17 protein-coding genes and 2 pseudogenes are annotated in these 24,028 nt (G+C 60.2%); 11 read left to right on the top strand and 8 right to left on the bottom strand.

Annotation, left to right across the window (positions count from 1 at the left end; genetic code table 11):
* Positions 1–212: 212 nt before the first annotated feature.
* Positions 213–1,697, bottom strand: coding sequence for a sodium/proline symporter PutP (gene putP / locus ACEN8Z_RS04885; protein WP_116262938.1), 1,485 nt, complete (start codon positions 1,695–1,697; stop codon positions 213–215).
* A 461-nt stretch (positions 1,698–2,158) separates the two neighbouring features.
* Between putP and putA the strand changes: the two genes are divergently transcribed.
* Both putA and ACEN8Z_RS04875 read left to right on the top strand, forming a co-directional pair.
* Positions 2,159–6,109: a trifunctional transcriptional regulator/proline dehydrogenase/L-glutamate gamma-semialdehyde dehydrogenase gene (putA, locus tag ACEN8Z_RS04880; protein ID WP_495596934.1), complete on the top strand. Its 3,951-nt coding sequence runs from the start codon at positions 2,159–2,161 to the stop codon at positions 6,107–6,109.
* A gap of 259 nt (positions 6,110–6,368) precedes the next feature.
* On the top strand, positions 6,369–8,171 hold the full coding sequence (locus ACEN8Z_RS04875; RefSeq protein ID WP_495596933.1) for an acyl-CoA dehydrogenase: 1,803 nt from the start codon (positions 6,369–6,371) through the stop codon (positions 8,169–8,171).
* A gap of 131 nt (positions 8,172–8,302) precedes the next feature.
* Here ACEN8Z_RS04875 and ACEN8Z_RS04870 read toward each other — a convergent pair whose 3' ends face one another.
* The 4 genes and pseudogenes from ACEN8Z_RS04870 to ACEN8Z_RS04855 all read right to left on the bottom strand — a co-directional run bounded on the left by ACEN8Z_RS04870 (position 8,303) and on the right by ACEN8Z_RS04855 (position 10,885).
* Positions 8,303–9,034, bottom strand: coding sequence for a methyl-accepting chemotaxis protein (locus tag ACEN8Z_RS04870; protein WP_495598085.1), 732 nt, complete (start codon positions 9,032–9,034; stop codon positions 8,303–8,305).
* Positions 9,035–9,166: 132 nt separating this feature from the next.
* Positions 9,167–10,093, bottom strand: a pseudogene (locus ACEN8Z_RS04865) (HAMP domain-containing protein); the annotation flags it as partial.
* A 262-nt stretch (positions 10,094–10,355) separates the two neighbouring features.
* A complete protein-coding gene (locus ACEN8Z_RS04860; RefSeq protein ID WP_204930769.1) occupies positions 10,356–10,658 on the bottom strand; it encodes a cell division protein ZapA in 303 nt (100 codons plus the stop codon).
* Complete coding sequence (locus tag ACEN8Z_RS04855; RefSeq protein WP_495596932.1) at positions 10,655–10,885, bottom strand: hypothetical protein; 231 nt, start codon at positions 10,883–10,885, stop codon at positions 10,655–10,657. The genes ACEN8Z_RS04860 and ACEN8Z_RS04855 overlap by 4 nt, the downstream gene beginning before the upstream one ends.
* Before the next feature lie 251 nt (positions 10,886–11,136).
* On the opposite strand from ACEN8Z_RS04855, the pseudogene ACEN8Z_RS04850 reads away from it, so the two are divergent.
* The 5 genes and pseudogenes from ACEN8Z_RS04850 to selO all read left to right on the top strand — a co-directional run.
* Positions 11,137–11,883: pseudogene (locus ACEN8Z_RS04850) on the top strand (MCP four helix bundle domain-containing protein); the annotation flags it as partial.
* A 30-nt stretch (positions 11,884–11,913) separates the two neighbouring features.
* Positions 11,914–12,786: a methyl-accepting chemotaxis protein gene (locus ACEN8Z_RS04845; RefSeq protein ID WP_495598084.1), complete on the top strand. Its 873-nt coding sequence runs from the start codon at positions 11,914–11,916 to the stop codon at positions 12,784–12,786.
* 238 nt (positions 12,787–13,024) lie between these two features.
* Entirely contained in the window at positions 13,025–14,767 is a 1,743-nt protein-coding gene (locus tag ACEN8Z_RS04840; RefSeq protein ID WP_204930773.1) for a potassium/proton antiporter, read from the top strand.
* A gap of 34 nt (positions 14,768–14,801) precedes the next feature.
* Positions 14,802–18,161, top strand: a complete 3,360-nt coding sequence (gene mscK, locus ACEN8Z_RS04835; RefSeq protein ID WP_495596931.1) for a mechanosensitive channel MscK — start codon at positions 14,802–14,804, stop codon at positions 18,159–18,161.
* 48 nt (positions 18,162–18,209) lie between these two features.
* Positions 18,210–19,673, top strand: a complete 1,464-nt coding sequence (selO, locus tag ACEN8Z_RS04830) for a protein adenylyltransferase SelO (RefSeq protein WP_495596930.1) — start codon at positions 18,210–18,212, stop codon at positions 19,671–19,673.
* Between the two features lie 6 nt (positions 19,674–19,679).
* Here the strand turns inward: selO and ACEN8Z_RS04825 are convergent, their stop codons facing one another.
* On the bottom strand, positions 19,680–20,081 hold the full coding sequence (locus tag ACEN8Z_RS04825) for a helix-turn-helix domain-containing protein (RefSeq protein ID WP_495596929.1): 402 nt from the start codon (positions 20,079–20,081) through the stop codon (positions 19,680–19,682).
* Positions 20,078–20,374: a type II toxin-antitoxin system HigB family toxin gene (locus ACEN8Z_RS04820; RefSeq protein ID WP_495596928.1), complete on the bottom strand. Its 297-nt coding sequence runs from the start codon at positions 20,372–20,374 to the stop codon at positions 20,078–20,080. The genes ACEN8Z_RS04825 and ACEN8Z_RS04820 overlap by 4 nt, the downstream gene beginning before the upstream one ends.
* 195 nt (positions 20,375–20,569) lie before the next feature.
* Between ACEN8Z_RS04820 and trxC the strand changes: the two genes are divergently transcribed.
* Positions 20,570–21,004: a thioredoxin TrxC gene (gene trxC, locus ACEN8Z_RS04815; protein WP_495596927.1), complete on the top strand. Its 435-nt coding sequence runs from the start codon at positions 20,570–20,572 to the stop codon at positions 21,002–21,004.
* Between the two features lie 126 nt (positions 21,005–21,130).
* Here trxC and ACEN8Z_RS04810 read toward each other — a convergent pair whose 3' ends face one another.
* Complete coding sequence (locus ACEN8Z_RS04810; protein ID WP_442096037.1) at positions 21,131–21,901, bottom strand: ParA family protein; 771 nt, start codon at positions 21,899–21,901, stop codon at positions 21,131–21,133.
* Positions 21,902–22,257: 356 nt separating this feature from the next.
* Here ACEN8Z_RS04810 and ACEN8Z_RS04805 point away from each other — a divergent pair, with 356 nt between their 5' ends.
* The 3 genes from ACEN8Z_RS04805 to ACEN8Z_RS04795 are packed head-to-tail and all read left to right on the top strand — an operon-like array spanning position 22,258 to position 24,024.
* Positions 22,258–22,983: a beta-ketoacyl synthase chain length factor gene (locus tag ACEN8Z_RS04805; protein ID WP_007993763.1), complete on the top strand. Its 726-nt coding sequence runs from the start codon at positions 22,258–22,260 to the stop codon at positions 22,981–22,983.
* The gene (locus tag ACEN8Z_RS04800; protein WP_277533900.1) at positions 22,959–23,771 is read left to right on the top strand and encodes a lysophospholipid acyltransferase family protein; all 813 of its coding nucleotides are present in this window, start codon (positions 22,959–22,961) and stop codon (positions 23,769–23,771) included. The genes ACEN8Z_RS04805 and ACEN8Z_RS04800 overlap by 25 nt, the downstream gene beginning before the upstream one ends.
* Positions 23,749–24,024 carry a phosphopantetheine-binding protein gene (locus tag ACEN8Z_RS04795; RefSeq protein WP_007993765.1) on the top strand — a complete coding sequence of 92 codons (276 nt, stop codon included), beginning with the start codon at positions 23,749–23,751 and terminating at the stop codon, positions 24,022–24,024. Before ACEN8Z_RS04800 ends, ACEN8Z_RS04795 begins: the two co-directional genes overlap by 23 nt.
* The last annotated feature ends 4 nt before the right edge of the window (positions 24,025–24,028 follow it).

Here is a 24,028-nt window from a genome sequence, read left to right as displayed (position 1 = left end):
GTGGGCTAACGCAAAGTACGTGGACGGAGAGAAAACTCAAGATGGCCTAGAAAATCAGGAAATGTCTCATGACCAATACTGAAAAGGACCACGGATATTGGAGGGTCAATGCCTGTTTTTTGGACTTGGCTTGCAAAAAAAAAAACGGCCCGCACCATAAAGCTGCGAGCCGTTCTTTTATCAGGGATGGGAAGCGTTCAACCCATCACTCATCACTTGTTCAGACGATAATCACTCTCTGCAGCCGCAAAACGCTGGAACATACCGGCAGTCGGCGTGCCCATCTTGCTGACGAAGTAGATCGCCAGGCTGGCGAAGATGAAGCCCGGGATGATTTCGTACAGGCCCAGCAGTTCGAAGTGTTTCCAGACGATCACGGTGATCGCTCCGACCAGGATGCCGGCCAGTGCGCCGTTGCGGGTCATGTCTTTCCAGATCACGGAGATCAGTACGACCGGACCGAATGCGGCACCGAAGCCGGCCCAGGCGTAGCTCACCAGACCCAGAACACGGTTTTCCGGGTTGGCCGCCAGTGCGATAGCAACCAGGGCCACCAACAGCACCATGGCACGGCCGACCCACACCAATTCAACCTGGGAAGCGGATTTACGCAGGAAGGTCTTGTAGAAGTCTTCGGTCAGGGCGCTCGAGCACACCAGCAACTGGCAGCTCAGGGTGCTCATGACGGCAGCCAGAATGGCCGACAGCAGGATACCCGCGATCCATGGGTTGAACAGGATTTTGGCCAGTTCGATGAACACACGTTCGTGGTTTTCACTCACTGGCATGGCCACGGCCGGGTTGGCCGAGAAGTAGGCGATACCGAAGAAGCCGACTGCCACGGTGCCGCCCAGGCACAGGATCATCCAGGTCATGGAGATGCGACGGGCCTTGGCGATCGATTTAACCGAATCGGCAGCCATGAAACGCGCCAGGATGTGCGGCTGGCCGAAGTAGCCCAACCCCCAGCCCATCAGCGAGATGATGCCGATGAAAGTGGTGCCCTTGAGCATGTCGAAGTTGCCTGGATCTTGCGCTTCGATGGCCAGGAAAGTGGTGTCGACGCCGCCAGTGGCCAGCAGCACGATAACCGGTGTCAGGATCAACGCGAAGATCATCAGGGTGGCTTGTACGGTATCGGTCCAGCTCACGGCCAGGAATCCGCCGATAAAGGTGTAGGCAATCGTCGCCGCAGCACCGGCCCACAGCGCAGTCTCGTAGGACATGCCGAAGGTGCTTTCGAACAGACGGGCGCCGGCCACGATGCCGGAAGCGCAATAGATGGTGAAGAACACCAGGATCACGACCGCAGAGATGATCCGCAGCAGGCCGCTTTTGTCTTCGAAACGGCTGGCGAAGTAGTCCGGCAGGGTCAGCGCATCACCGTTGTGCTCGGTTTGCACGCGCAGACGGCCGGCGACGAACAGCCAGTTCAGGTAGGCGCCGACGATCAGGCCGATGGCGATCCAGCTTTCGGAAAGACCGGACATGTAGATCGCGCCGGGCAAGCCCATCAACAACCAGCCACTCATGTCGGAGGCACCGGCGGACAGTGCGGTCACGACGCTGCCCAGGCTACGACCGCCCAGAATATAGTCGGAAAGGTTGTTGGTGGAGCGATAGGCCATCAAGCCGATCAGCACCATTGCTGCGATGTAGATCACGAACGTGATCAGGGTTGGATTGCTTACGCTCATTAAGTTACGCCCTGGCTTTGTTTTTATGTAGCGGCGGCTGGTGAACCGCTCGCAAACGCATGCGTTTGACAGACGATTCGGGATCCCGCGCATTTATGACTGATGTTTCCCCAGGAAAGCCATCAGCCGGCACACCTGCCTTTTCGACGGGTTGCACCTTGGGGCGCGAATGCTATGCAACAAAGCAAATATGGTGCAACCCATTTTTCGAGAATAAGTTGCACCTGCGTGATTTACCCGTATCCAAATGTTTTTTGTTCCCTTTTGACGCAGTTCAGGCGCTTTATTAGAAGTAAAAGCACCAAGCAGGAGCAGCACGCTCGTACCAGAATTTAATTCCCGACGAGGCGCCGATTTTTCCTGCAAAAAAAGGGTTGCACCCGGTTGCACCTCTACAGTCGCGCGGCTAATCTTGCCGCCAGCTGATGCCACGCCGTCGTGGCAAACATGAGGATAAAAACATGGCTACCACCACCCTTGGGGTCAAACTTGACGACCCGACCCGCGAACGCCTCAAGGCCGCCGCGACCTCGATTGATCGCACGCCGCACTGGCTGATCAAGCAGGCAATCTTCAATTACCTGGAAAAACTCGAGGGTGGTGCAACCCTGACCGAGCTGAGCGGTTTGACCAAGGATTCCGACGACTCCGTCGACGCACCTCTGGATCACGCCCACCAGTGCTTCCTCGAATTCGCCGAAAGCATCCTGCCGCAATCGGTACTGCGCGCATCGATCACCGCCGCCTACCGTCGCCCTGAGCCGGAAGTCGTGCCGATGCTGATCGAACAGGCGCGCCTGCCGGCTCCGATGGCCGAAGCCACCAACAAGCTCGCTGCCTCGATTGCTGAAAAACTGCGCAACCAGAAGAGCGCTGGCGGACGTGCCGGTATCGTTCAGGGCCTGTTGCAGGAATTCTCCCTGTCGTCCCAGGAAGGCGTGGCGCTGATGTGCCTGGCCGAAGCGCTGCTGCGCATCCCGGACAAAGGCACCCGCGATGCACTGATCCGCGACAAGATCAGCACCGGCAACTGGCAGCCGCACCTGGGCAACAGCCCGTCGCTGTTCGTCAACGCCGCCACCTGGGGCTTGCTGCTGACCGGCAAACTGGTGTCGACCCACAACGAAGCCGGCCTGACTTCGTCCCTGAGCCGCATCATCGGCAAAAGCGGCGAGCCGATGATCCGCAAGGGCGTCGACATGGCCATGCGCTTGATGGGCGAGCAGTTCGTGACCGGCGAAACCATCGCCGAAGCCCTGGCCAACGCCAGCAAGTTCGAAGCCAAGGGCTTCCGTTATTCCTACGACATGCTGGGTGAAGCCGCACTCACCGAGCACGACGCGCAGAAGTACCTGGCCTCGTACGAACAAGCCATCCACTCGATCGGCAAAGCGTCCCACGGTCGTGGGATTTATGAAGGCCCGGGCATCTCGATCAAGCTGTCCGCCCTGCACCCGCGTTACAGCCGCGCCCAGTACGAGCGCGTGATGGATGAGCTGTACCCGCGCCTGCTGTCGCTGACCCTGCTGGCCAAGCAATACGACATCGGCCTGAACATCGACGCCGAAGAAGCCGACCGCCTCGAGCTGTCGCTGGATCTGCTCGAGCGCCTGTGCTTCGAGCCGCAACTGACCGGCTGGAACGGCATCGGCTTCGTGATCCAGGCTTACCAGAAGCGTTGCCCGTACGTGATCGACTACGTGATCGACCTGGCACGCCGCAGCCGTCATCGCCTGATGATCCGCCTGGTGAAGGGCGCGTACTGGGACAGCGAAATCAAGCGCGCCCAGGTCGAAGGCCTGGAAGGCTACCCGGTCTACACCCGCAAGGTGTACACCGACGTGTCCTACATCGCTTGCGCACGCAAACTGCTGTCGGTGCCGGAAGTCATCTACCCGCAGTTCGCCACGCACAACGCCCACACCCTGTCGGCCATTTACCATATCGCCGGTCAGAACTATTACCCGGGCCAGTACGAGTTCCAGTGTCTGCACGGCATGGGTGAGCCACTGTACGAACAAGTTGTAGGCAAGGTTTCCGAAGGCAAGCTGAACCGTCCGTGCCGCGTGTACGCTCCGGTTGGTACTCACGAAACACTGCTGGCGTACCTGGTGCGTCGCCTGCTGGAAAACGGCGCGAACACATCGTTCGTCAACCGTATCGCCGACCAGTCGATTTCCATTCAGGAACTGGTGGCCGACCCGGTGGCGAGCATCGAGCAGATGGCGACCGTGGAAGGTGGTTTCGGTCTGCCGCACCCGCGCATTCCTTTGCCGCGTGATCTGTACGGTTCCGAACGCGCCAACTCCAGCGGCATCGACATGGCCAACGAACATCGTTTGGCATCGCTGTCCTGCGCGCTTCTCGCTACCGCGCACAACCACTGGAAAGCGGCGCCGATGCTCGGTTGCGCGTCCAGCAACGAAGCCCCGGCGCAGGTTTTGAACCCGTCCGACCTGCGTGACGTGGTTGGCCATGTACAGGAAGCCACCGTCGAAGACGTCGACAACGCGATCCAGTGCGCCCTCAACGCCGCACCGATCTGGCAGGCCACGCCGCCCGCCGAGCGCGCCGCGATCCTGGAACGTGCCGCCGACCTGATGGAAGCCGAGATCCAGCCGTTGATGGGCCTGCTGGCTCGTGAGGCCGGCAAGACCTTTGCCAACGCCATCGCCGAAGTGCGTGAAGCCGTGGACTTCCTGCGTTACTACGCGGTACAGGCACGCAACGATTTCACCAATGATGCTCACCGCCCGTTGGGCCCGGTTGTATGCATCAGCCCGTGGAACTTCCCGCTGGCGATCTTCAGTGGCCAGGTGGCTGCTGCCCTGGCAGCCGGTAACCCGGTATTGGCCAAGCCTGCGGAGCAAACGCCGCTGGTCGCCGCTCAAGCCGTGCGCCTGATGCTCGAAGCCGGCATTCCGCAAGGCGTACTGCAACTGCTGCCGGGTCGCGGTGAAACCGTGGGTGCCGGCCTGGTGGGCGATGAGCGCGTCAAAGGCGTGATGTTCACCGGCTCCACTGAAGTCGCGCGCTTGCTGCAACGCAACATTGCCGGCCGCCTGGACAACCAGGGTCGTCCGATTCCTCTGATCGCCGAAACCGGTGGCCAGAACGCGATGATCGTCGACTCTTCGGCCCTGACCGAACAAGTGGTGATCGACGTGGTGTCCTCGGCGTTCGACAGCGCCGGTCAGCGTTGCTCGGCCCTGCGAGTCTTGTGCTTGCAGGAAGATTCCGCTGATCGCGTCATCGAAATGCTCAAGGGCGCGATGGCTGAAAGCCGTCTCGGCAACCCAGAGCGCCTGTCCGTGGACATCGGCCCGGTGATCGACGCCGAAGCCAAGGCTGGCATCGAGAAACACATCCAGGCCATGCGCGACAAGGGTCGCAGCGTGTACCAGGTGGCTATCGCCGACGCCGAAGAAGTCAAACGCGGCACCTTCGTGATGCCGACGCTGATCGAACTGGAAAGCTTCGACGAACTGCAGCGGGAGATCTTCGGCCCGGTGCTGCACGTGGTTCGCTACAAGCGCAAAGACATCGATCAACTGATCGGTCAGATCAACGCTTCCGGCTATGGCCTGACGCTGGGCGTGCACACCCGCATCGACGAAACCATCGCCAAGGTGATCGACAACGTCAACGCCGGTAACGTCTACGTCAACCGCAACATCGTCGGTGCCGTGGTCGGCGTGCAGCCGTTCGGCGGCGAAGGCCTGTCGGGTACCGGCCCGAAAGCCGGTGGTCCGCTGTACCTGTACCGCTTGTTGTCGACGCGTCCTGCGGATGCGATCGAACAATCCTTCGCTCGCGGTGACGCCGCCGTGGCACCGGACGTTCGTCTGCGCGACGCCATGAGCAAGCCGCTGACCGCCCTGAAAGCCTGGGCCGACAGCAACAAGTTTGCCGACCTGAGCACCCTGTGCGTGCAGTTCGCCGCACAATCGCAAAGCGGGATCACCCGCGTGCTGGCTGGCCCGACCGGCGAGCGCAACAGCTACGCGATCCTGCCACGGGAACACGTGCTGTGCCTGGCGGAAGTCGAAGGCGACCTGCTGACTCAACTGGCGGCGGTACTGGCTGTCGGCGGTTCTGCGGTCTGGCCGGAAACTGACTTGACCAAGACATTGTTCGCACGTCTGTCGAAGGATATTCAGGCACGCATCAAGCTGGTTTCCGACTGGAACAAGGACGAAGTGGTGTTTGATGCGGTTCTGCATCACGGCCATTCCGACCAGTTGCGTGCGCTGTGCCAGCAGGTGGCCAAGCGTGCCGGCGCCATCGTCGGTGTGCAGGGTCTGTCGCAAGGCGAAACCAACATTGCGCTGGAGCGTCTGGTGATCGAGCGTGCATTGAGCGTCAACACCGCTGCGGCGGGTGGTAATGCGAGCTTGATGACCATCGGCTAAACCCGATAAGCCGGGCACCTGCAACAGGTGCCCGGTTCAGCAACAATCCCTGTGGGAGCGAGCTTGCTCGCGATTGCGGCAGATCAGTCAATATTGGAGGTGACTGATAGATCGCTATCGCGAGCAAGCTCGCTCCCACAGTTGCTTTGTGTCGTTCGCTAAGTTGACGCTCTGCCCCACCATCACCCTCATCAATCATCCTGTTCAGCCTCTATTCGCAAGACTAGACTCGGCCCATCCCAATAAAAGGTAGGCCGCCATGTCCGAGACGTTGCTCAGTTCCCGTAATCTGGCTTTCGAGCTGTATGAAGTCCTTGATGCCGAGGGCCTGACCCAGCGTGAGCGTTTCGCCGAACACAATCGCGAAACCTTCGATGCGGCCATCGGCACCGCCCGCAGCATCGCCGAGAAGTTCTTCGCCCCGCACAACCGCAAGGGCGACGAGAACGAGCCACGCTATGAAAACGGCCAGGCGATTCTGATTCCGGAAGTGAAACCAGCGGTGGACGCCTTCCTCGAGGCTGGCTTCCTCAATGCCGCGCGCAGTTTTGACGCCGGCGGCATGCAGCTGCCTACCTTGCTATCGCAGGCCTGCTTTTCGCACTTCCAGTCGGCCAACGCCGCGTCGACGTCTTATCCGTTCCTGACCATGGGCGCGGCCAACCTGATCGAAAGCTTCGGTACCGACGAGCAGAAGCGCCGCTTCCTGCAACCGATGATCGACGGCCGTTTCTTCGGCACCATGGCCCTGACCGAACCCCACGCGGGCTCATCGTTGTCGGATATTCGTACTCGTGCAGAACCTGCGTCTGACGGCACTTATCGCCTCAAAGGCAACAAGATCTTCATCTCCGGTGGTGATCACCCGCTGTCGGAGAACATCGTGCACATGGTGCTGGCCAAGCTGCCGGACGCACCGGCCGGGGTGAAAGGCATTTCGCTGTTTATCGTGCCCAAGTTCCTGGTCAACGACGATGGCAGCCTTGGCAAGCGCAATGACGTGTTGCTGGCCGGGCTGTTCCACAAGATGGGCTGGCGCGGCACCACATCCACCGCGTTGAATTTCGGCGATAACGGCGAATGTGTCGGCTATCTGGTGGGCAAGCCGCACCAGGGCTTGAGCTACATGTTCCAGATGATGAACGAAGCGCGAATCGGCGTCGGCATGGGCGCGGTGATGCTCGGCTACGCCGGCTACCTGTACTCGCTGGAATATGCCCGCGAACGTCCGCAGGGTCGCGTGCCGGACAGCAAGGACCCGAACACCGCACCGGTGGCGATCATCCAGCACGCCGACGTCAAACGCATGTTGCTGACGCAGAAGGCCTACGTCGAAGGTTCATTCGATCTCGGCCTGTACGCGGCACGGCTGTTCGACGACACCACCACCCTGGAAACCGAAGCCGAACGTAAACAGGCCCATGAACTGCTGGACCTGCTGACGCCGATCGTCAAATCCTGGCCGTCGGAGTTCTGCCTGAAGGCCAACGAACTGGCGATCCAGATCCTTGGCGGCCACGGCTACACCCGCGAGTACCCGGTGGAGCAGTACTACCGCGACAACCGCCTGAATCCGATCCATGAAGGCACCCACGGCATTCAGTCGCTGGACCTTTTGGGCCGCAAACTGGCGCAAAACAGTGGCGCCGGGCTCAAGCAGCTGATTCGTTTGATCGCCGACACCGCCGAGCGCGCTCAGACATTTGAGTCGCTGACGCCGCTACGCGAACCACTGGAGAAACTGGTGGCGCGCCTGCAAACCGTGACCATCGGCCTGTTGACAGACCTGGCCCAGGGCAAGGTCAACAGCAGCCTGGCGAACTCGGCGCTGTACCTGAAGGTGTTCGGTCACACGGTGATCGGCTGGCGCTGGCTGGAACAGGCGATCCGCGCCGAGGAAGGCCTGGCCAAGGGCAATGCGGCGGATGTCGGCTTCTATAAAGGCAAGCTGCAGGCGGCGCGCTACTTCCTGACGTGGGAGGTGCCGGGGTGTCACCATGAACTGGCGATTCTTGAGGCGCGGGATGATGTTTGCCTGGGCATGCAGGATGAGTGGTTCTGATCCAGCTTTTGTGGATTGGCTGAAATCCAATCGCGAGCAAGCTCGCTCCCACAGGGGACCGCGTCCATCAGGTCAACGCGATCCAATGTGGGAGCGAGCTTGCTCGCGATGGCGTCAAAACATACACCACATCACCCCAGCTTGAACCCGCCCATCTGCCGCGCCAGATCATCCGCCAACCGCTGCAACGTCTGACAATCCTCACGGCAAGCCCTGACCTCCCCCGCCGTCGCCCGGGCCAGATCGGAAATCCCTTGCACATTGCGATTGATTTCCTCGGTCACCGCCGACTGCTCTTCCGTCGCCGTCGCCACCTGATGGTTCATGTCGCTAATGCGCTCCACTTGCCCGGTGATCGCGGTCAATGAGGCGCCGGTACGCTGGCTCGACTCAACACCCGTGCCGGTCGCGGCTTGCCCGGAATGCATCGACGACACCGCGTTTTCCGCGCCTTGCTTGAGGCTGCCGATCATCTGCTGGATTTCATCGGTGGACGATTGCGTGCGCCGCGCCAGGGTGCGCACTTCATCGGCCACCACGGCAAACCCACGCCCCATGTCCCCGGCCCGCGCCGCTTCGATGGCGGCGTTGAGCGCCAGCAGGTTGGTCTGCTCGGAAATCCCGCGAATCACCGCCAGCACCTGATCGATGGACGCCACTTGAAGGGCCAGTTCACCCACCGCCGTGGCCGCGACGCCGATCTCCTGGGACATGCTTTCAATGTGGCGGATCGAACCACCCACCACTTCCCGCGCCTGCATCGCTTCGTCCCGGGCCGTTTGCGAAGCGACCGCCGCATTGCCGGCGTTCTGGGCGATCTCCTGAACGGTCAGGCCCATTTCATGGACAGCAGTGGCGACCATGTCGGTCATTTCCTGTTGGCGGCCGGAGCGTTCGGCGGTGTTATCCACAACCCTGGCCACTTGCTCCACAGCCGTGCGCAAGCGTTCGCTGGTGGTCAGCACTTCGCCAATCATGTCGCGCTGGCTATCCAGGAACCGATTGAAACCGCGAGCCAGATCGCCCAACTCATCGGCGCGACTGGAATCTAACCGGTGGGTCAAATCTCCACCACCGCTACCGATGGCAACCAGCGCCGCTGTTACCTGACGAATCGGTCGTACCAACCCACGGGCCAGCAACACCACCAGCAACAGGCACACCAGCGCTACCGCCAAACCGATGCCGCTACTCATCCACATGGCGCGGCGGGCTTCGGCGTAAATTTGCGACTGCGGCACTTCAGCCACCAGGGTCCAGCCCAGATCGCGTAGCGGCAGGCTTAAAGCGAGAAAGTCTTCGCCGTCGCGCTGGAAGCTGCTGTTGGTGGCAGCGGCCTTGATGGTAGAGAGCTGACCAATGACGGCTTGCGCCGCTGACTCGCCAATCTGCTCAGCCAGCGTGCGCTTGCCGCTGAATTGCGCTTCAGGATGAACCTGGATCAGACCGTCGGAACGCACGAGATAGACCTTGCCGCGCTCACCAAAGCTGAAGTTGTGAATCAGCTCCGACAGTTCTTTCATGCTCAGACCAAGCCCGGCAACGCCCACGACTTTACCGGCCTGCTCGACCTTGAGGTCGATGAACAGCGCCAATTCTCCGGTGGCCGTGTCGTTGTCGATATTGAGGGTGCGCGGCTGGTCGCTGTCGAGGAACGCATAGAACCAGGCGTCCTTGGGATTGGAACGGCTGAGGGTCCGGTCCAGGCCTTTTTCGGTGAAGTAGTGATTGGACGCAGTGCCGATAATCAGCGCGGTAAAGGCTTTGTGCTCGGCGCGCAGGCCTTCGAGATAGGTAGCAAACGTGCCGGTCCGGGTACTGTCTTCACCCCCGGCCAGCCAGTCGCGCACCATACTGTTGCTGGCGATGTCCTTGGCGGCGGTGAGGGGCTGGACGAGGATCCGCTCGATGTCGTTGCGCATCGCTTCGATGCTCGACGGCAAGGCTTGCTCGACCAGATAGCTCTGGGCGAGACGATTGACCACCAGGGTATAAATGCCAACCACGATCAGGATACTGACCAGCAGGGCGGTGCCCATACTCAGGATCAACTGCCATTGAATACTGCGTCGCCAGAACTGCATGGAGCACCCCCAAAGAATAAGAGGCTGAAACACTGCAACAGCCGTGCCGATTGTATACAAACCAACCGACAATCTATTCTTTGGTTGTGCGCAAAGCCGATCAGGCCTGATTGATCGTCTTGGAGATCACTTCAACCGTGGCGCTGACTTGCTCTTGGTAACGGTCGAGTTCGAGCTTGTGCTGCTTCTGCATTTCAATCTGCCGGGAACACAGATTCATCGCCGCCAGCACCAGCAGTCGGTCACCGATCAGCGTCGGGTACTTTCTCTTGGTTTCGGCCAGGGCTGCCTTCAACATCATCGCGGCGTCCAGCAGGGTTTGTTCTTCCCCGGCCGGTGCCTTGATCGAATAGTCCTCCCCCAGGATCGAGACGACTTTTACCCCTGCGGCGTTGTAACTCATGCGCTGACAGGACCCGCGCTGACACGCTCAACCAGGGCCTGGATGCGGGCCGCCGTGGCGCCTTGCTTCTCTTCCTGCTCCATCAGGCTCAGTTGCAGGCTTTCGTTTTCATCCTTGGCCTGGGCCAGTTCTGCAGCCAGGGTCTGGTTGGTGCCGAGCAGGGTCTGGTTCTGTTGCACCAGATCGCTGACCAGTTGTTCCAATTGGCTTAGAGATGCTTCCAACATTTTGATTTTCCGGGCTTTTTCAAAGGGCGCGTACGATAAAGAAAAGTCACCGTGGATGCCAGGGTTATACAGGCGCAAAGCCTTGATTTTGCTGACGGGCGACCTTCCTCGCGAGTTTTAAAGACTGTGACAGGCCGATCTGGTTCCTGCACTTCGTCGCCATAAGGTGCAACCGGCTAAAACAAGCAGGACTCAAGACTTCGGTCCGGCGACCGATAAGTCATTCATACAGCAGCCTCAGCCCCGCACGGATGCGCTCTTTTTCGGTGAACGCCATGTCCCTTCGTAATATGAATATCGCCCCTCGAGCGTTCCTCAGCTTTGCGCTGATCGGTGGCTTGATGATGATTCTGGGGGTGTTTGCCTTGAATCAGATGAGCAAGATCCGCGGCGCCGCCGAAAACATCACCAACGACAGTGTGCCGAGCATCAAGAGCCTGGACGAGTTCACCCAACTCACTTTGCGCCTGCGTGTGCTGTCCTACCGTTTGCTGGTGAACCGCGAACCTGACGTGCAGCAGAAAACCATGGAACTGCTGGAGCTGCGCAACCAGCAGATTCGCACCGCCCAGGTGACCTACGAAAAGCTGATCGCCAACCCGCAGGAACGTGCAACCTACGATCAATACGTGCAACTGCTGGGGCAATATCGCCAGATCGAAGACCGGATGAAGACCCTGTCGCGTAACAATCAGGTCGATGAACTGCGCAACCTGCTCAACACCGACTTGCTGAGCAACTCCGAGGCAATCAACACCGTGTTGAACCGCCTGCTGGAGATCAACACCCAGCAGACCCAAGACACCAACCAGCAGGCCGCCGACCAATATGATTCGGCGTTCAACCTGGTGATCACCCTGCTGGTGATTGCCACTGCGCTGACGCTGCTGTTCGCCTGGTTGCTGACCAACAGCATCACTCAACCGATCGCCAACGCCCTGAGCGCCGCCGAACAAATTGCCGAAGGCAACCTGACACGCCCGATCACCGTCGACGGCGAAGACGAAGCCGGCCGCTTGCTGCTGGCCATGTCGAAGATGCAGGAAAAACTGCGCGACACGCTGCAGCGCATTTCCGGCTCGGCCACACAGCTTGCGTCCGCTGCCGAAGAACTCAACAGCGTCACCGACGAAAGTGCCCGCGGCCTGACCCGGCAAAACAACGAAATCGAACAGGCCGCCACTGCGGTCAATGAAATGACCAGCGCCGTGGAAGAAGTCGCCCGCAACGCGGTCAGCACCTCCGAAGCGTCGAAGAACGCCACCACGTCTGCCGGTGACGGTCGTGATCTGGTGCAGGAAACCGTCAGCGCAATCGAACGCATGAGCGCCGACGTGCAAAGTACCGCAACCCTGATCGGCGACCTGGCCAATGAGTCTCGCGACATCGGCAAGGTGCTGGATGTGATCCGTGGCCTGGCCGACCAGACCAACCTGCTGGCCTTGAACGCCGCCATCGAGGCCGCACGTGCCGGTGAGGCCGGTCGAGGTTTCGCGGTGGTGGCCGACGAGGTTCGTGCCCTGGCTCACCGCACCCAGCAGTCGACCAGTGAAATCGAACGCATGATCGGCAGCATTCAGAGCGGCACCGGGCACGCGGTGGATTCGATGCGCAACAGCACCGAGCGCGCCGAATCGACCCTGAACATCGCCCGCGGCGCCGGCCTGTCGCTGGATACCATCAACAGCGCCATCGTCGAAATCAACGAACGCAACCTGGTGATCGCCAGCGCCGCCGAAGAACAGGCGCAGGTGGCCCGTGAGGTGGATCGCAACCTGGTGAACATTCGCGACCTGTCGGTGCAATCGGCCACCGGGGCGAATCAGACGAGCGCGGCGAGCAGTGAGCTGTCGCGCCTGGCGGTGGACCTGAACACCCTGGTTGGGCGGTTTAGCCTGTAACACGCTGACGCGACCGCTGTAGGAGCGAGCTTGCTCGCGATGAACGTTAGCGATGACGCGTGCTTCCTGATTCAACGCGTCGTCATTGAGTTCATCGCGAGCAAGCTCGCTCCTACAGAGGGCTGCGATGATCTGAAAAAGCTTTTTGACAGCATCACATTTCAACAGGTTAGAATCGCTGGCACGCAGACTGCATGGTCAGTTTGCGCCCGCCTTTCAGCTTTCTGGAGTACTGCCTTTGAATGCGACGACCATCAACAGCCTGTTCTTGATCGGCGCGTTGCTGGTAGGTGCGAGCATTCTGGTGAGCTCACTTTCGTCCCGCCTCGGCATCCCGATTCTGGTGATCATCCTGGCCGTCGGCATGGCGGCCGGCGTCGATGGCGGCGGCATTATCTTCGACAACTATCCCACGGCTTATCTGGTCGGCAACCTCGCGCTGGCGGTGATCCTGCTCGACGGCGGCTTGCGCACCCGGGTGTCGAGTTTCCGCGTGGCGTTATGGCCGGCGTTGTCCCTCGCCACCGTCGGGGTACTGATTACCACCGGGCTGACCGGCATGGCGGCCGCATGGCTGTTCAACCTGAACCTGATCCAGGGCCTGCTGATCGGCGCCATCGTTGGCTCCACCGACGCCGCGGCGGTGTTCTCGCTATTGGGTGGCAAAGGCTTGAATGAGCGGGTAACCGCCAGCCTTGAAATCGAATCCGGCAGCAACGACCCGATGGCGGTGTTCCTCACCGTCACCCTGATCGACATGCTCGCCAGCGGCCAGACCGGCCTGCACTGGAGCCTGCTGACCCACCTGCTGCGCGAGTTTGGCATCGGTAGCGTCATCGGCCTGGGCGGTGGCTGGCTGATGCTGCAACTGGTCAATCGCATCAACCTGGCCACCGGCCTGTATCCGATTCTGGTCATCGCCGGTGGCCTGGTGGTGTTTGCCCTGACCAACGCCCTGCACGGCAGCGGCTTCCTCGCGGTGTACCTGTGTGGATTGATGATCGGCAACCGTCCGGTGCGCAGCCGTCACGGCATTTTGCACATGCTCGACGGCATGGCCTGGCTGGCACAGATCGGCATGTTCCTGGTGCTGGGGTTGCTGGTGACGCCTCACGATCTGCTGCCAATTGCCTTGCCGGCACTGGCACTGGCGCTGTGGATGATTCTGTTTGCCCGGCCACTGTCCGTAGTGGTTGGCCTGCTGCCGTTCAAAGCCTTCCATGGTCGTGAGAAAGCGTTCATTTCCTGGGTCGGCCTGCGCGGCGCGGTCCCGATCATTCTGGCGGTGTTCCCGCTGATGGCCGGCCTGCCCAACGCCCAGCTGTACTTCAACCTCGCGTTCTTTATCGTGCTGGTATCGTTGTTGGTTCAGGGCACTAGCCTGCCGTGGGTCGCCAAGCTGTTGAAGGTGACGGTCCCCCCGGAGCCTGCGCCCATCTCCCGTTCGGCCCTGGAAGTGCACGTCACCAGCGAGTGGGAGCTGTTCGTTTATCGCCTCGGCGCGGAGAAATGGTGCATCGGTTCGCCCCTGCGCGAACTGAAAATGCCCGAAGGCACCCGTATTGCCGCCCTGTTTCGTGGTCAACAATTGCTCCATCCGTCGGGTAGTACGGTGCTCGAAGTCGATGATTTGCTGTGTGTTATCGGCCATGAACACAACCTGCCAGCCCTCGGAAAACTCTTCAGCCAGGCGCCACAACGGGGCCTCGATCTGCGCTTCTTCGGCGACTTCGTTCTGGAAGGAGACGCCCAGCTGGCCGCGGTTGCTGCCCTGTATGGCCTGAAGGTCGAAGGCATCGATCCGGACATGTCCCTGGGCCATTTCATTGCCCAGAAAGTCGGCGGTGCACCGGTGGTGGGTGACCAGGTGGAATGGAACAACACCATCTGGACCGTGGCAGTCATGGACGGGAACAAGATCGGCAAAGTGGGCGTCAGATTCCCCGAAGGAAGTCGCCCGGGCCCCGGACTCTTCCTCTAAACTGCTTCCACTCTCACTTGCTTGACCGGTCTTTATGCCTAACCTGCGCTCCATTTTCGCCATTGCCCTGTTGGGCTTGAGTCTTTCTGTCGGCACTGTCGGTACATTGCAAGCGGCCGAACCGCCTTCCAGTGAAGCCGTGCAGGCGAGCCTGGACAAGATCGCCGACCGCAAACTGCCGGAAGCCGATCAGAAGGCCCTGCAAACCGTCCTGCAAAACACGCTGAGCCAGCTCAACAACAAGCGTGATTACGAGCAGAAACTGGTCGCGCTCAAGCAGCAATTGAACAATGCGCCCAAACAGACCGTCGAGAACCAGCGTGAACTGACCCGCCTCAAAGCCAGCACCGTGGTGCCGGTGGCGCAGCGTTTCGCCAAAGAACCGATCCAGCAGCTGGAACAAATGCTCACTGAGCGCTCCACCCAGCAAAGCGATCTGCAAAAAGCCCTGGCCGATGCCAACAGCCTGATCATCACCGCCCAGACGCGCCCCGAGCGTGCTCAGGCGGAGATTTCGAGCAGCCAGACGCGCATCCAGCAGATCAACAACATCCTCAAGACCGGCAAGGACAGCGGCAAGGCCTTGAGCGCCGAACAGCGCGACCAGCTCAATGCCGAGCTGGCAGCGCTGAACGCCCTGATCCCGCTACGGCGCCAGGAACTGGCCGGCAATACCCAATTGCAAGACCTCGGCAACAGCCAGCATGACCTGTTGTCGGAGCGCTCCGACCGCCTGGATAAGGAAATCCAGGAACTGCAAACGCTGATCAACCAGAAGCGTCTGGCGTTGTCCCAGGAAACGGTCACCCAGCAATCCATCGAAGCGCAGAAAGCCGGCGGCAGCAGTCTTTTGGCCACCGAAAGCGCGGCCAACCTGAAGCTTTCGGACTACCTGCTCAAAAGCACCGACCGCCTGAATGAAGTCACCCAGCAAAACCTGCAGACCAAGCAGCAACTGGACAGCCTGACCCAGAGCGATTCGGCGCTGGACGAGCAAATCAACGTGCTCAAAGGCAGCCTGCTGCTCTCGAAGATTCTCTACAAACAGAAACAAGCGTTGCCGCGCCTGCGGCTCGACCGCAACCTGGCCGACCAGATCGCCGACATTCGCCTGTATCAGTTCGAAGTCAGCCAGCAACGGGAGTTGCTGAGCAGTCCGACCACCTACGTCGAAAACCTGCTGTCGACCCAGCCGCCCGAGCAAGTCACCCCGCAGCTGCGCAAAAGCCTGATGGAACTGGCCACTACCCGCGCCGACCTGCTGGAGCGACTCAACCGCGAACTGAGCGCAGTGCTCAATGAGTCCATCACCCTGCAACTGAACCAGAAGCAACTGCTCAGCACGGCGCAAAGCCTGCGGGCGACACTCGATGAGCAGATGTTCTGGATTCCGAGCAACAAGCCGCTGGAGCTGGAGTGGATTCGCAGTGCGCCGGATCGCCTGCAGCGTCAACTTGATTCACTACCGGTACTTTCAAGCCTGAGCGAACTGGCCGACGGCCTGACCCAGCGCCCGCTGTTGTTCCTGCCACTGGCACTGCTGATCGGTGCGCTGTTGTGGCGCCGCAAGAATTTGTACGCGCGACTGATCAAGGTTCACCAGGACATCGGTCACTTCAAACGCGATAGCCAGTGGCACACGCCGCAGGCGATTCTGATCAACATCCTGCTGGCGATGCCGGTTTCCCTGGGCCTTGCATTGTGCGGGCTGGCCCTGCGAATCGACGCCCGTGGGCAGAACGCCAATATGGGCGCGGCGCTGCTGCAAATGGCCGGGGCCTGGCTGGTGTTCTACACCGCCTACCGGATCCTCGCACCGGGTGGTGTGGCAGAACTGCATTTCCGTTGGGAAAAGCCCCAGGTGGAATTCCTGCGCATATGGGTCCGCCGCCTCGGCATCGTGGTGATGGCACTGGTGACCGTGGTGGCCGTTGCCGAACTGCAACCGGCGGCGCTGGCCGATGACGTGATCGGCATGCCGGTGGTGCTCACCTGCTATGCCTTGATGACCTTGCTGCTCAGCCGCCTGCTGATCAGCAGCCCGACCCACAAGAACGCCTCGCTGTTCCGCAAGCTCGTGGGGATCCTGTTCACCGCCCTGCCCGTCGCGCTGTTCGTGGCCGTATGCTTCGGCTACTACTACACCGCGCTGAAGCTCAGCGACCGCTTGATCAACACCCTGTACCTGCTGATGTTCTGGCTGGTGATCGAAGCCACCTTCGTGCGCGGCCTCAGCGTGGCGGCCCGACGCCTGGCCTACCAGCGCGCCCTGGCCAAACGTCAGGCGGCGAAAGAGGCCGGAGACGGCGAGGGGGTGATCGAAGAGCCGAGCATGGACATCGAGAAGGTCAACGAACAGTCCCTGCGCCTGATCCGCCTGGCGCTGCTCGGCGGCTTCATGGCGGCACTGTATTGGGTCTGGGCCGACCTGATTACGGTGTTCTCGTATCTGGACAACGTCACCCTCTACGAATACACCAGCGGCACCGGCGCCAATATGAGCATGGTGCCAATCAGCATCGGCGACATGCTTGGCGCGCTGATCATCATCGGTATCACCTTCGCCCTGGCACGCAACCTGCCGGGTCTGCTGGAAGTGTTCGTGCTATCGAAGCTGAATCTTGCCCAGGGCAGCGCCTACGCGACCACCACGTTGCTGTCGTACGTGATCGCCGGCGTCGGTTTCGTCTCGACGCTGTCGACCCTCGGCGTCAGCTGGGACAAGTTGCAATGGCTGGTGGCGGCGCTGTCGGTCGGCCTCGGTTTCGGCATGCAGGAGATCTTCGCCAACTTCATTTCCGGCATCATGATCCTGTTCGAGCGCCCGGTGCGGATCGGTGACACCATCACCATCGGCAACCTGTCGGGCACCGTGAGCAAGATCCGCATCCGTGCCACGACCATCACCGACTTCGATCGCAAGGACATCATCGTCCCGAACAAGACGTTCATTACCGGGCAACTGATCAACTGGTCACTGACCGACACCATCACCCGGGTGACCCTCAAGCTCGGCGTCGACTACGGTTCGGACCTGGACCTGGTGAAAGAACTGCTGCTCAAGGCTGCGCGCGATAACCCGCGCGTACTGAAAGACCCGGAACCGCACGTGTACTTCCTGAACTTCGGCGAAAGCACCCTCGACCACGAGTTGCGCATGCACGTGCGCGACCTCGGCGACCGCAACCCGGTGCTCGATGAGGTCAACCGCTTCATCAATCGCGAGTTCAAGAAGCAGCACATCAATATCTCGTTCCGGCAGATGGAGGTTTACCTCAAGAACCTGCACGGCCAGGAATACAAGATGGTGCCGATCGAACCGGAAGCGAAAACCATCGTGCCACTGGTCGATGGCAAACCGCCACAAGAACCGCCCGCCGCCAAACTCGACTAACCGGCCTTTCCCCAGCAGAATGCTCGGACATTCTGCTGGAGCCGGCCCTTGAAAGCCCTCGACGAACTCATTTTCGATAATCGCTTCGACCGCCTGGGCGATGCGTTTTCCGCCCATGTGCTGCCCGAGCCCATCGACAATCCACGCCTGGTCGTGGCCAGTCCCGCCGCCATGGCGTTGCTGGACCTCGACCCGGTCGAGGCCGAAACCCCGGAGTTCGCCGAACTGTTCAGCGGCCACAAGCTCTGGGCCGATGCGATACCAAGGGCGATGGTCTATTCCGGGCATCAGTTCGGTTTCTACAACCCGCAATTGGGCGACGGTCGCGGCCTGTTGCTGGGCGAGGTGTACAACGAGGCCGGCGAACATTGGGACCTGCACCTCAAGGGCGCCGGCCAGACGCCGTTTTCACGCATGGGCGATGGCCGCGCGGTACTGCGTTCGTCGATCCGCGAATTCCTCGCCTCCGAAGCCCTGCATGCCCTGAACATCCCGACCACCCGCGCCCTGTGCGTGATCGGCTCCGACACCCCGGTGTGGCGCGAAAAGCAGGAGCGCGCGGCCATGCTCTTGCGTCTGTCGCCGAGCCATGTGCGCTTCGGGCACTTCGAATATTTCTACTACACCAAACGCCCCGAGCAGCAGAAAGAGCTCGGTGATCATGTGCTGGCCATGCACTTCCCGGAGTGCCTGGAACAACCGGAGCCGTACCTGGCGATGTTCCGCGAAGTGGTCGAGCGCAATGCCGAACTGATCGCCAAATGGCAGGCCTATGGTTTCTGCCACGGGGTGATGAACACCGACAACATGTCGATTCTCGGGATTACTTTCGACTTCGGCCCGTTCGCCTTCCTCGACGACTTCGACGCCAACTTCATCTGCAATCACTCCGACGACCAGGGCCGTTACTCCTTCAGCAACCAGGTGCCGATTGGCCAGTGGAACCTCAGCGCGTTGGCCCAGGCCCTGACGCCGTTCATCAGCGTCGAAGCCCTGCGCGAAACCCTCGGCCTGTACCTGCCGCTGTTCCAGGCCCATTACCTGGACCTGATGCGCCGCCGCCTCGGCCTGACCACCGCGGAGGATGACGACCAGAAATTGCTGGAGAACCTGCTGCAACTCATGCAAAACAGCGGCGTCGACTACAGCCTGTTTTTCCGCCGATTGGGTGATGAAGCGCCGCAACAGGCCATCGCTCGCTTGCGTGATGACTTCGTCGACCTCAAGGGCTTTGATGCCTGGGGCGAGCTCTATGTCGCCCGGGTGGCCCGTGAAGGCGCGCTTGATCAAGAGCAGCGCCGCCAGCGGATGCACGCGGTCAACCCGCTGTACGTCCTGCGCAACTACCTGGCACAAAAGGCCATCGATGCGGCAGAGAGCGGCGACTACTCGGAAGTCCGCCGACTGCACGCGGTGCTGTGCAATCCGTTCGAGGAACAACCGGGGATGGAAAGCTATGCAGAGAGGCCGCCGGAATGGGGCAAGCATCTGGAGATCAGCTGTTCGTCGTGAGGCGAGTCAGATAAAGGTTTCTACAGACACACCGAAACGTTCGGCCAACCAACGGATCTGCCGCAGGTTGAGCTGGCGCTTTCTGCTCAGGATCTCGGAAACGACCGACTGAGGGCCGACGCCAGGCAGGTCGCTCTGGGTCAAGCCGTGTTCGCGCATCAAGTAGCCAAGAATCTCGGCTCCGCTGGGCTTCGGCATCGGGTGATGCTTGTGATCCCATTCCTCAATCCAGTCACCGATGATATCCACCAGACTCATCAGCGGATGGGACTCATCATCGCCGGTCATCTCGAGCAACTCGTCCAGCGCCTGTGCCAGCAAGTCATAGTCATCTTCGCTTTTCGGCTTTCGAAGCAGCGGTGAGACAAATTCCCAGTGCTCGGCAGCTTTTTTGATCAGGATACTCATGCTCTTTCGTCCTTCCATTTGCCGCGATCATATTCACGGTGGTCCAGCACATGCTTGATATAAAGCTTTTGCGATCGATATCTGACAAAAGCTATCAGCCGCAATTTGTTGCCACCGATATCGAAAACATGAAACTCACCCACCTTGTCGACTGCAGGAAAGGTGGTTCTCATCGCCGCAAAATCCGGCGGCTTGCTTCCTTTGGCTAATTGATACCAATGATCCAGCGCGTTGGCTGCCATTGGCCATTTCGCCTTGGCTTCACGTACTCTTTTTTCGGTGAGAACATGCATGCAACATCCTTATCGCATTTTGCTATGGAAAGTTAATCTCAGATCAGAAATATCGCAAGTTGCGATACTACTCAGCAGACAAGCGGTCTGGCTCGGCAAGACTCAAGCCTAGATTCACCGCCCGCCGCTGCGCGATTGAAAACATGAGCAAACGTCTCCAACTAGGTGTTATCAGCTTCCAATTGGATATCGCTCATGACCGACCCACTCCTCATCCCCTGCCCCCACTGCAACGGCCTCAATCGCATCCCCGCCGAGCGGCTCAACGATCACCCCAAATGCGGACGCTGCAAGGCCGAAGTCCTGCTGAGCAAACCGTTTGAATTGAAGCAAGGCGACTACGCCAGCCAGATCAAGGGTGATCTGCCGCTGCTGGTGGACGTATGGGCGGACTGGTGCGGGCCGTGCAAGTCGTTTGCACCGGTGTTCGAGCAGGCAGCCGGGCAACTGGCGGGCAAGTGCCGGCTGGCCAAGCTCGATAGCGAGGCGAACCAGCAGTTGTCGGCGCAATTGGGGATTCGCTCGATTCCGAGCCTGATCCTGTTCAAAAACGGCCGGGAAATCGCCCGGCAGAGCGGGGCTTTTCCGTTACCGCAGTTGATGGCCTGGCTGCGTAGCCAGGGTATCTGAAGCAACACAGCCCCTGTGGGAGCGAGCTTGCTCGCGATAGCGGTGTTTCAGTCAGCAGTGATGTTGACTGTGAAGCCCTCATCGCGAGCAGGCTCGCTCCCACAGTGTTTTGCGTCGCCTGAAAGATCAGGCGTTTTCCAGCAGGTTATGCAGCTCGACAAATTGCTGTGTCAGCTTGTGCCGCGGGTCGAGATGGATCAGCGGCGTATTGGCCTGGTGGGATTCGCGCATACGTACCGAACTGGCCAGGTACACCGGCAGCACCGGCAGGCCTTCGGCGATCAGCTCATCGAGAATTTGCTGGGGCAGGCTGGCGCGGGCCTGGAACTGGTTGACGACGATGCCTTCGACTTCCAGGCTTTCGTTGTGGTCTTCCTTCAACTCTTCGATTTCAGCCATCAGCCCGTACAGTGCCTGGCGTGAAAAGCTGTCGCAGTCGAAAGGAATCAACACTCGATCGGCCGCGATCAGCGCCGAAACTGCGTAGAAATTCAACGCCGGCGGGGTATCGAGGTAAATCCGGTCGTAGTCTTCGCTCAGTTCTTCAAGCAACTTACGCAGCTTGTTGATCTTGTGCTTGGCTTCAAGCTTTGGCTGCAAGTCCGCCAGCTCGGCGGTGGCGGTCACGACATGGAGGTTATCGAACGGGGTTTCGTAGATGTCGACTTGATTCTTCTTGGAGAACGGCCCGGAAGACAGCGTTTGCTTGAAGAAATCGGCGATGCCCATCGGGATATCGTTACCAGTGAGCCCCGTCAGGTACTGAGTGGAGTTGGCCTGGGCATCCAGATCCACCAGCAGGGTGCGAAAACCCTCGCTGGCACTGACCGCCGCCAGATTGCAGGCAATGCTGGATTTGCCAACGCCACCTTTCTGATTGAACACCACGCGCCGCATGTCAAAACCTCCGTGTATCAAAGAATGACCGAGTGTAGTGGTCCACGGCGTTGCTTCGCTACCTCGCTGGCACAGGGACTACACAGTCAGTTGCCTTCTCTTGCTTGAAAAGCCCCAAACGGCTCGGTGAGTCGACGCCAGAGCCGACAGACGGGGTAATTATTTTGTGAATAATTACCAATCGTTCAGTTTTTTCCAGTCAGCCGCTTCATCTTATTGAGCAAAATGTAACCAGCATTTGCTACACGTTCCCGGCACCGGGATAATGCGCGCCACTCGGCGCCAAACGCCACGCAGGGCGAGTCTCGGCTCTCGGCCACTCCCCCGCGTCAAGTAAGCCCGTGAGGGTGGGATGAATGTCTGTGATCAACTTCAACATCGCCCAATGGCGCGCTTGGGCCCCAGGGCTTGATAGCGTGAACGATTGGCAGGCCTGGTGCCGACAACCGGTCGTGCTGCCGAACAGCGATGCCGCTCCCGACGTTTCGTTTCTGCCGGCCATGCAGCGCCGACGGCTCAGTCGCCTGGCGCGGATGGCATTCAGTGTCGGTTGGCCATTGGCCGAAGGTCGGCAGGATCTGCCGTTGGTCTTTGTTTCCCGTCACGGCGAAACGCCCCGCACGGTCGACATTCTCAGTGATCTGGCCGCCGATCAGCCGCTGTCGCCGACCCAGTTCAGCTTGTCTGTGCATAACGCGATTATTGGTTTGTGGTCGATCATGCGTGGTGAAACCAGCGAAATGACGGCCCTGGCAGCCGCAGGCGACGGCCTGGAACACGGCATGCTGGAAGCTGCTGCGCTGCTGGCTGAGGGTGCTCGCGCGGTACTGCTGGTGATCACCGAAGAGCAGCCGCCCGAGGCTTACTCAACCTGGATCGACGACGTGCCGTTCCCTTATGCCGTCGGCCTGCTGATTACCCCCGGTACCGACTGGCAGTTGTCCCTGAACAGCCCCTCGGATGCGTTGTCCAACTCCCGCTGGCCCCACGCGCTGAATCTGTTGCGTACGCTGCTCGGCCAGCAAACCACCTGCCAACATGCCTGGAAAAATCGTGTATGGACCTGGCAACGCAACCCGTGACCGAGAAAAACCGCGACGCCTATTACTGGCGGTTGCTGGCCACCGCCGCGAGCTTTGCCCTGTTCGGGTTGGGCGGGCTGTGCCTGCGCCTGGTGATTTTCCCTGTGCTGAACTGTCTGCCGGGCGACGCCCGGACCCATCGGCTGCGGGCCCGGCAAACGGTCAGCCGCTGTTTCTGGATTTTTGTGCGTTTCATGGCCCGTACCGGGGTGCTGACCTACGACATCGAAGGCGCGGAAAAACTCGGTCGTCCCGGGCAGATGATCATGGCCAATCACCCGTCGCTGATCGACGTGGTGTTTCTGATCGGCCTGGTGCGTCACGCCAACTGCGTGGTCAAGCAAAGTCTCTGGGAAAACCCCTTCACCCGCGGACCGCTGCGCTGCACCGAATACATCAGCAACGACGGCAGCATGGACATGCTCGATGCGGCTGCCGACGCACTGAAAGACGGCCAGACCCTGATCATTTTCCCCGAAGGTACGCGCACCCGGCCCGGCCAGGCACCGGCCTTTCATCGGGGCGGCGCGGCAATCGCCCTGCGTGGTGCGAAAATCCTCACCCCGGTCATTATCAAGGTCAGCCCGACCACATTGACCAAGGCCGAACCCTGGTATCGCATCCCCAAGCGGCGCGTGCACTTCAGTTTTCGGGTCGGGGCCGATATAGACCCACAGACCTTCGCCTCGCTGGGGCCCGCTCCGCAAGCCTCGCGCAAGCTCAACGATTATTTGCATTCTTACTTTATCAAGGAGCTCGCCGAAGATGAGCGATCTGAACACCCATAGCCTGGTGCTGGAAATCAAAGAGCTGATCATCGACGCCCTGGGCCTCGAAGACATCAGTGCCGAAGACATCGGCAACGAGCAGACGCTGTTCGGCGAAGGCCTGGGCCTGGACTCGGTGGACGCCCTGGAACTGGGCCTGGCCATCCAGAAAAAGTACGGCATCAAAATCGACGCCGATGCCAAAGACACACGCAATCACTTCAGTAACGTGGCGAGCCTTGCGGCGTTCGTCACCGCAAAACAGGCAGCTTGAGACC

This window comes from Pseudomonas sp. Pseusp10, from assembly GCF_059492225.1.
The sequence above is the reverse complement of the archived record's forward strand: the minus strand, read 5'-3'. Positions and strand labels throughout refer to the sequence as shown.

Excerpts from the sequence above, each read along its gene's own strand:
- ACEN8Z_RS04875 (WP_495596933.1), top strand. The coding sequence starts at position 6,369 with ATGTCCGAGACGTTGCTCAGTTCCCGTAATCTGGCTTTCGAGCTGTAT.
- ACEN8Z_RS04855 (WP_495596932.1), bottom strand. The coding sequence starts at position 10,885 with ATGTTGGAAGCATCTCTAAGCCAATTGGAACAACTGGTCAGCGATCTG.
- ACEN8Z_RS04845 (WP_495598084.1), top strand. The coding sequence starts at position 11,914 with ATGTCGAAGATGCAGGAAAAACTGCGCGACACGCTGCAGCGCATTTCC.
- ACEN8Z_RS04805 (WP_007993763.1), top strand. The coding sequence starts at position 22,258 with ATGTCTGTGATCAACTTCAACATCGCCCAATGGCGCGCTTGGGCCCCA.
- mscK (WP_495596931.1), top strand. The coding sequence starts at position 14,802 with ATGCCTAACCTGCGCTCCATTTTCGCCATTGCCCTGTTGGGCTTGAGT.
- ACEN8Z_RS04795 (WP_007993765.1), top strand. The coding sequence starts at position 23,749 with ATGAGCGATCTGAACACCCATAGCCTGGTGCTGGAAATCAAAGAGCTG.
- ACEN8Z_RS04800 (WP_277533900.1), top strand. The coding sequence starts at position 22,959 with ATGGACCTGGCAACGCAACCCGTGACCGAGAAAAACCGCGACGCCTAT.
- ACEN8Z_RS04860 (WP_204930769.1), bottom strand. The coding sequence starts at position 10,658 with ATGAGTTACAACGCCGCAGGGGTAAAAGTCGTCTCGATCCTGGGGGAG.
- trxC (WP_495596927.1), top strand. The coding sequence starts at position 20,570 with ATGACCGACCCACTCCTCATCCCCTGCCCCCACTGCAACGGCCTCAAT.
- putA (WP_495596934.1), top strand. The coding sequence starts at position 2,159 with ATGGCTACCACCACCCTTGGGGTCAAACTTGACGACCCGACCCGCGAA.
- ACEN8Z_RS04820 (WP_495596928.1), bottom strand. The coding sequence starts at position 20,374 with ATGCATGTTCTCACCGAAAAAAGAGTACGTGAAGCCAAGGCGAAATGG.
- ACEN8Z_RS04810 (WP_442096037.1), bottom strand. The coding sequence starts at position 21,901 with ATGCGGCGCGTGGTGTTCAATCAGAAAGGTGGCGTTGGCAAATCCAGC.
- ACEN8Z_RS04870 (WP_495598085.1), bottom strand. The coding sequence starts at position 9,034 with ATGGTCGCCACTGCTGTCCATGAAATGGGCCTGACCGTTCAGGAGATC.
- putP (WP_116262938.1), bottom strand. The coding sequence starts at position 1,697 with ATGAGCGTAAGCAATCCAACCCTGATCACGTTCGTGATCTACATCGCA.
- ACEN8Z_RS04825 (WP_495596929.1), bottom strand. The coding sequence starts at position 20,081 with ATGAGTATCCTGATCAAAAAAGCTGCCGAGCACTGGGAATTTGTCTCA.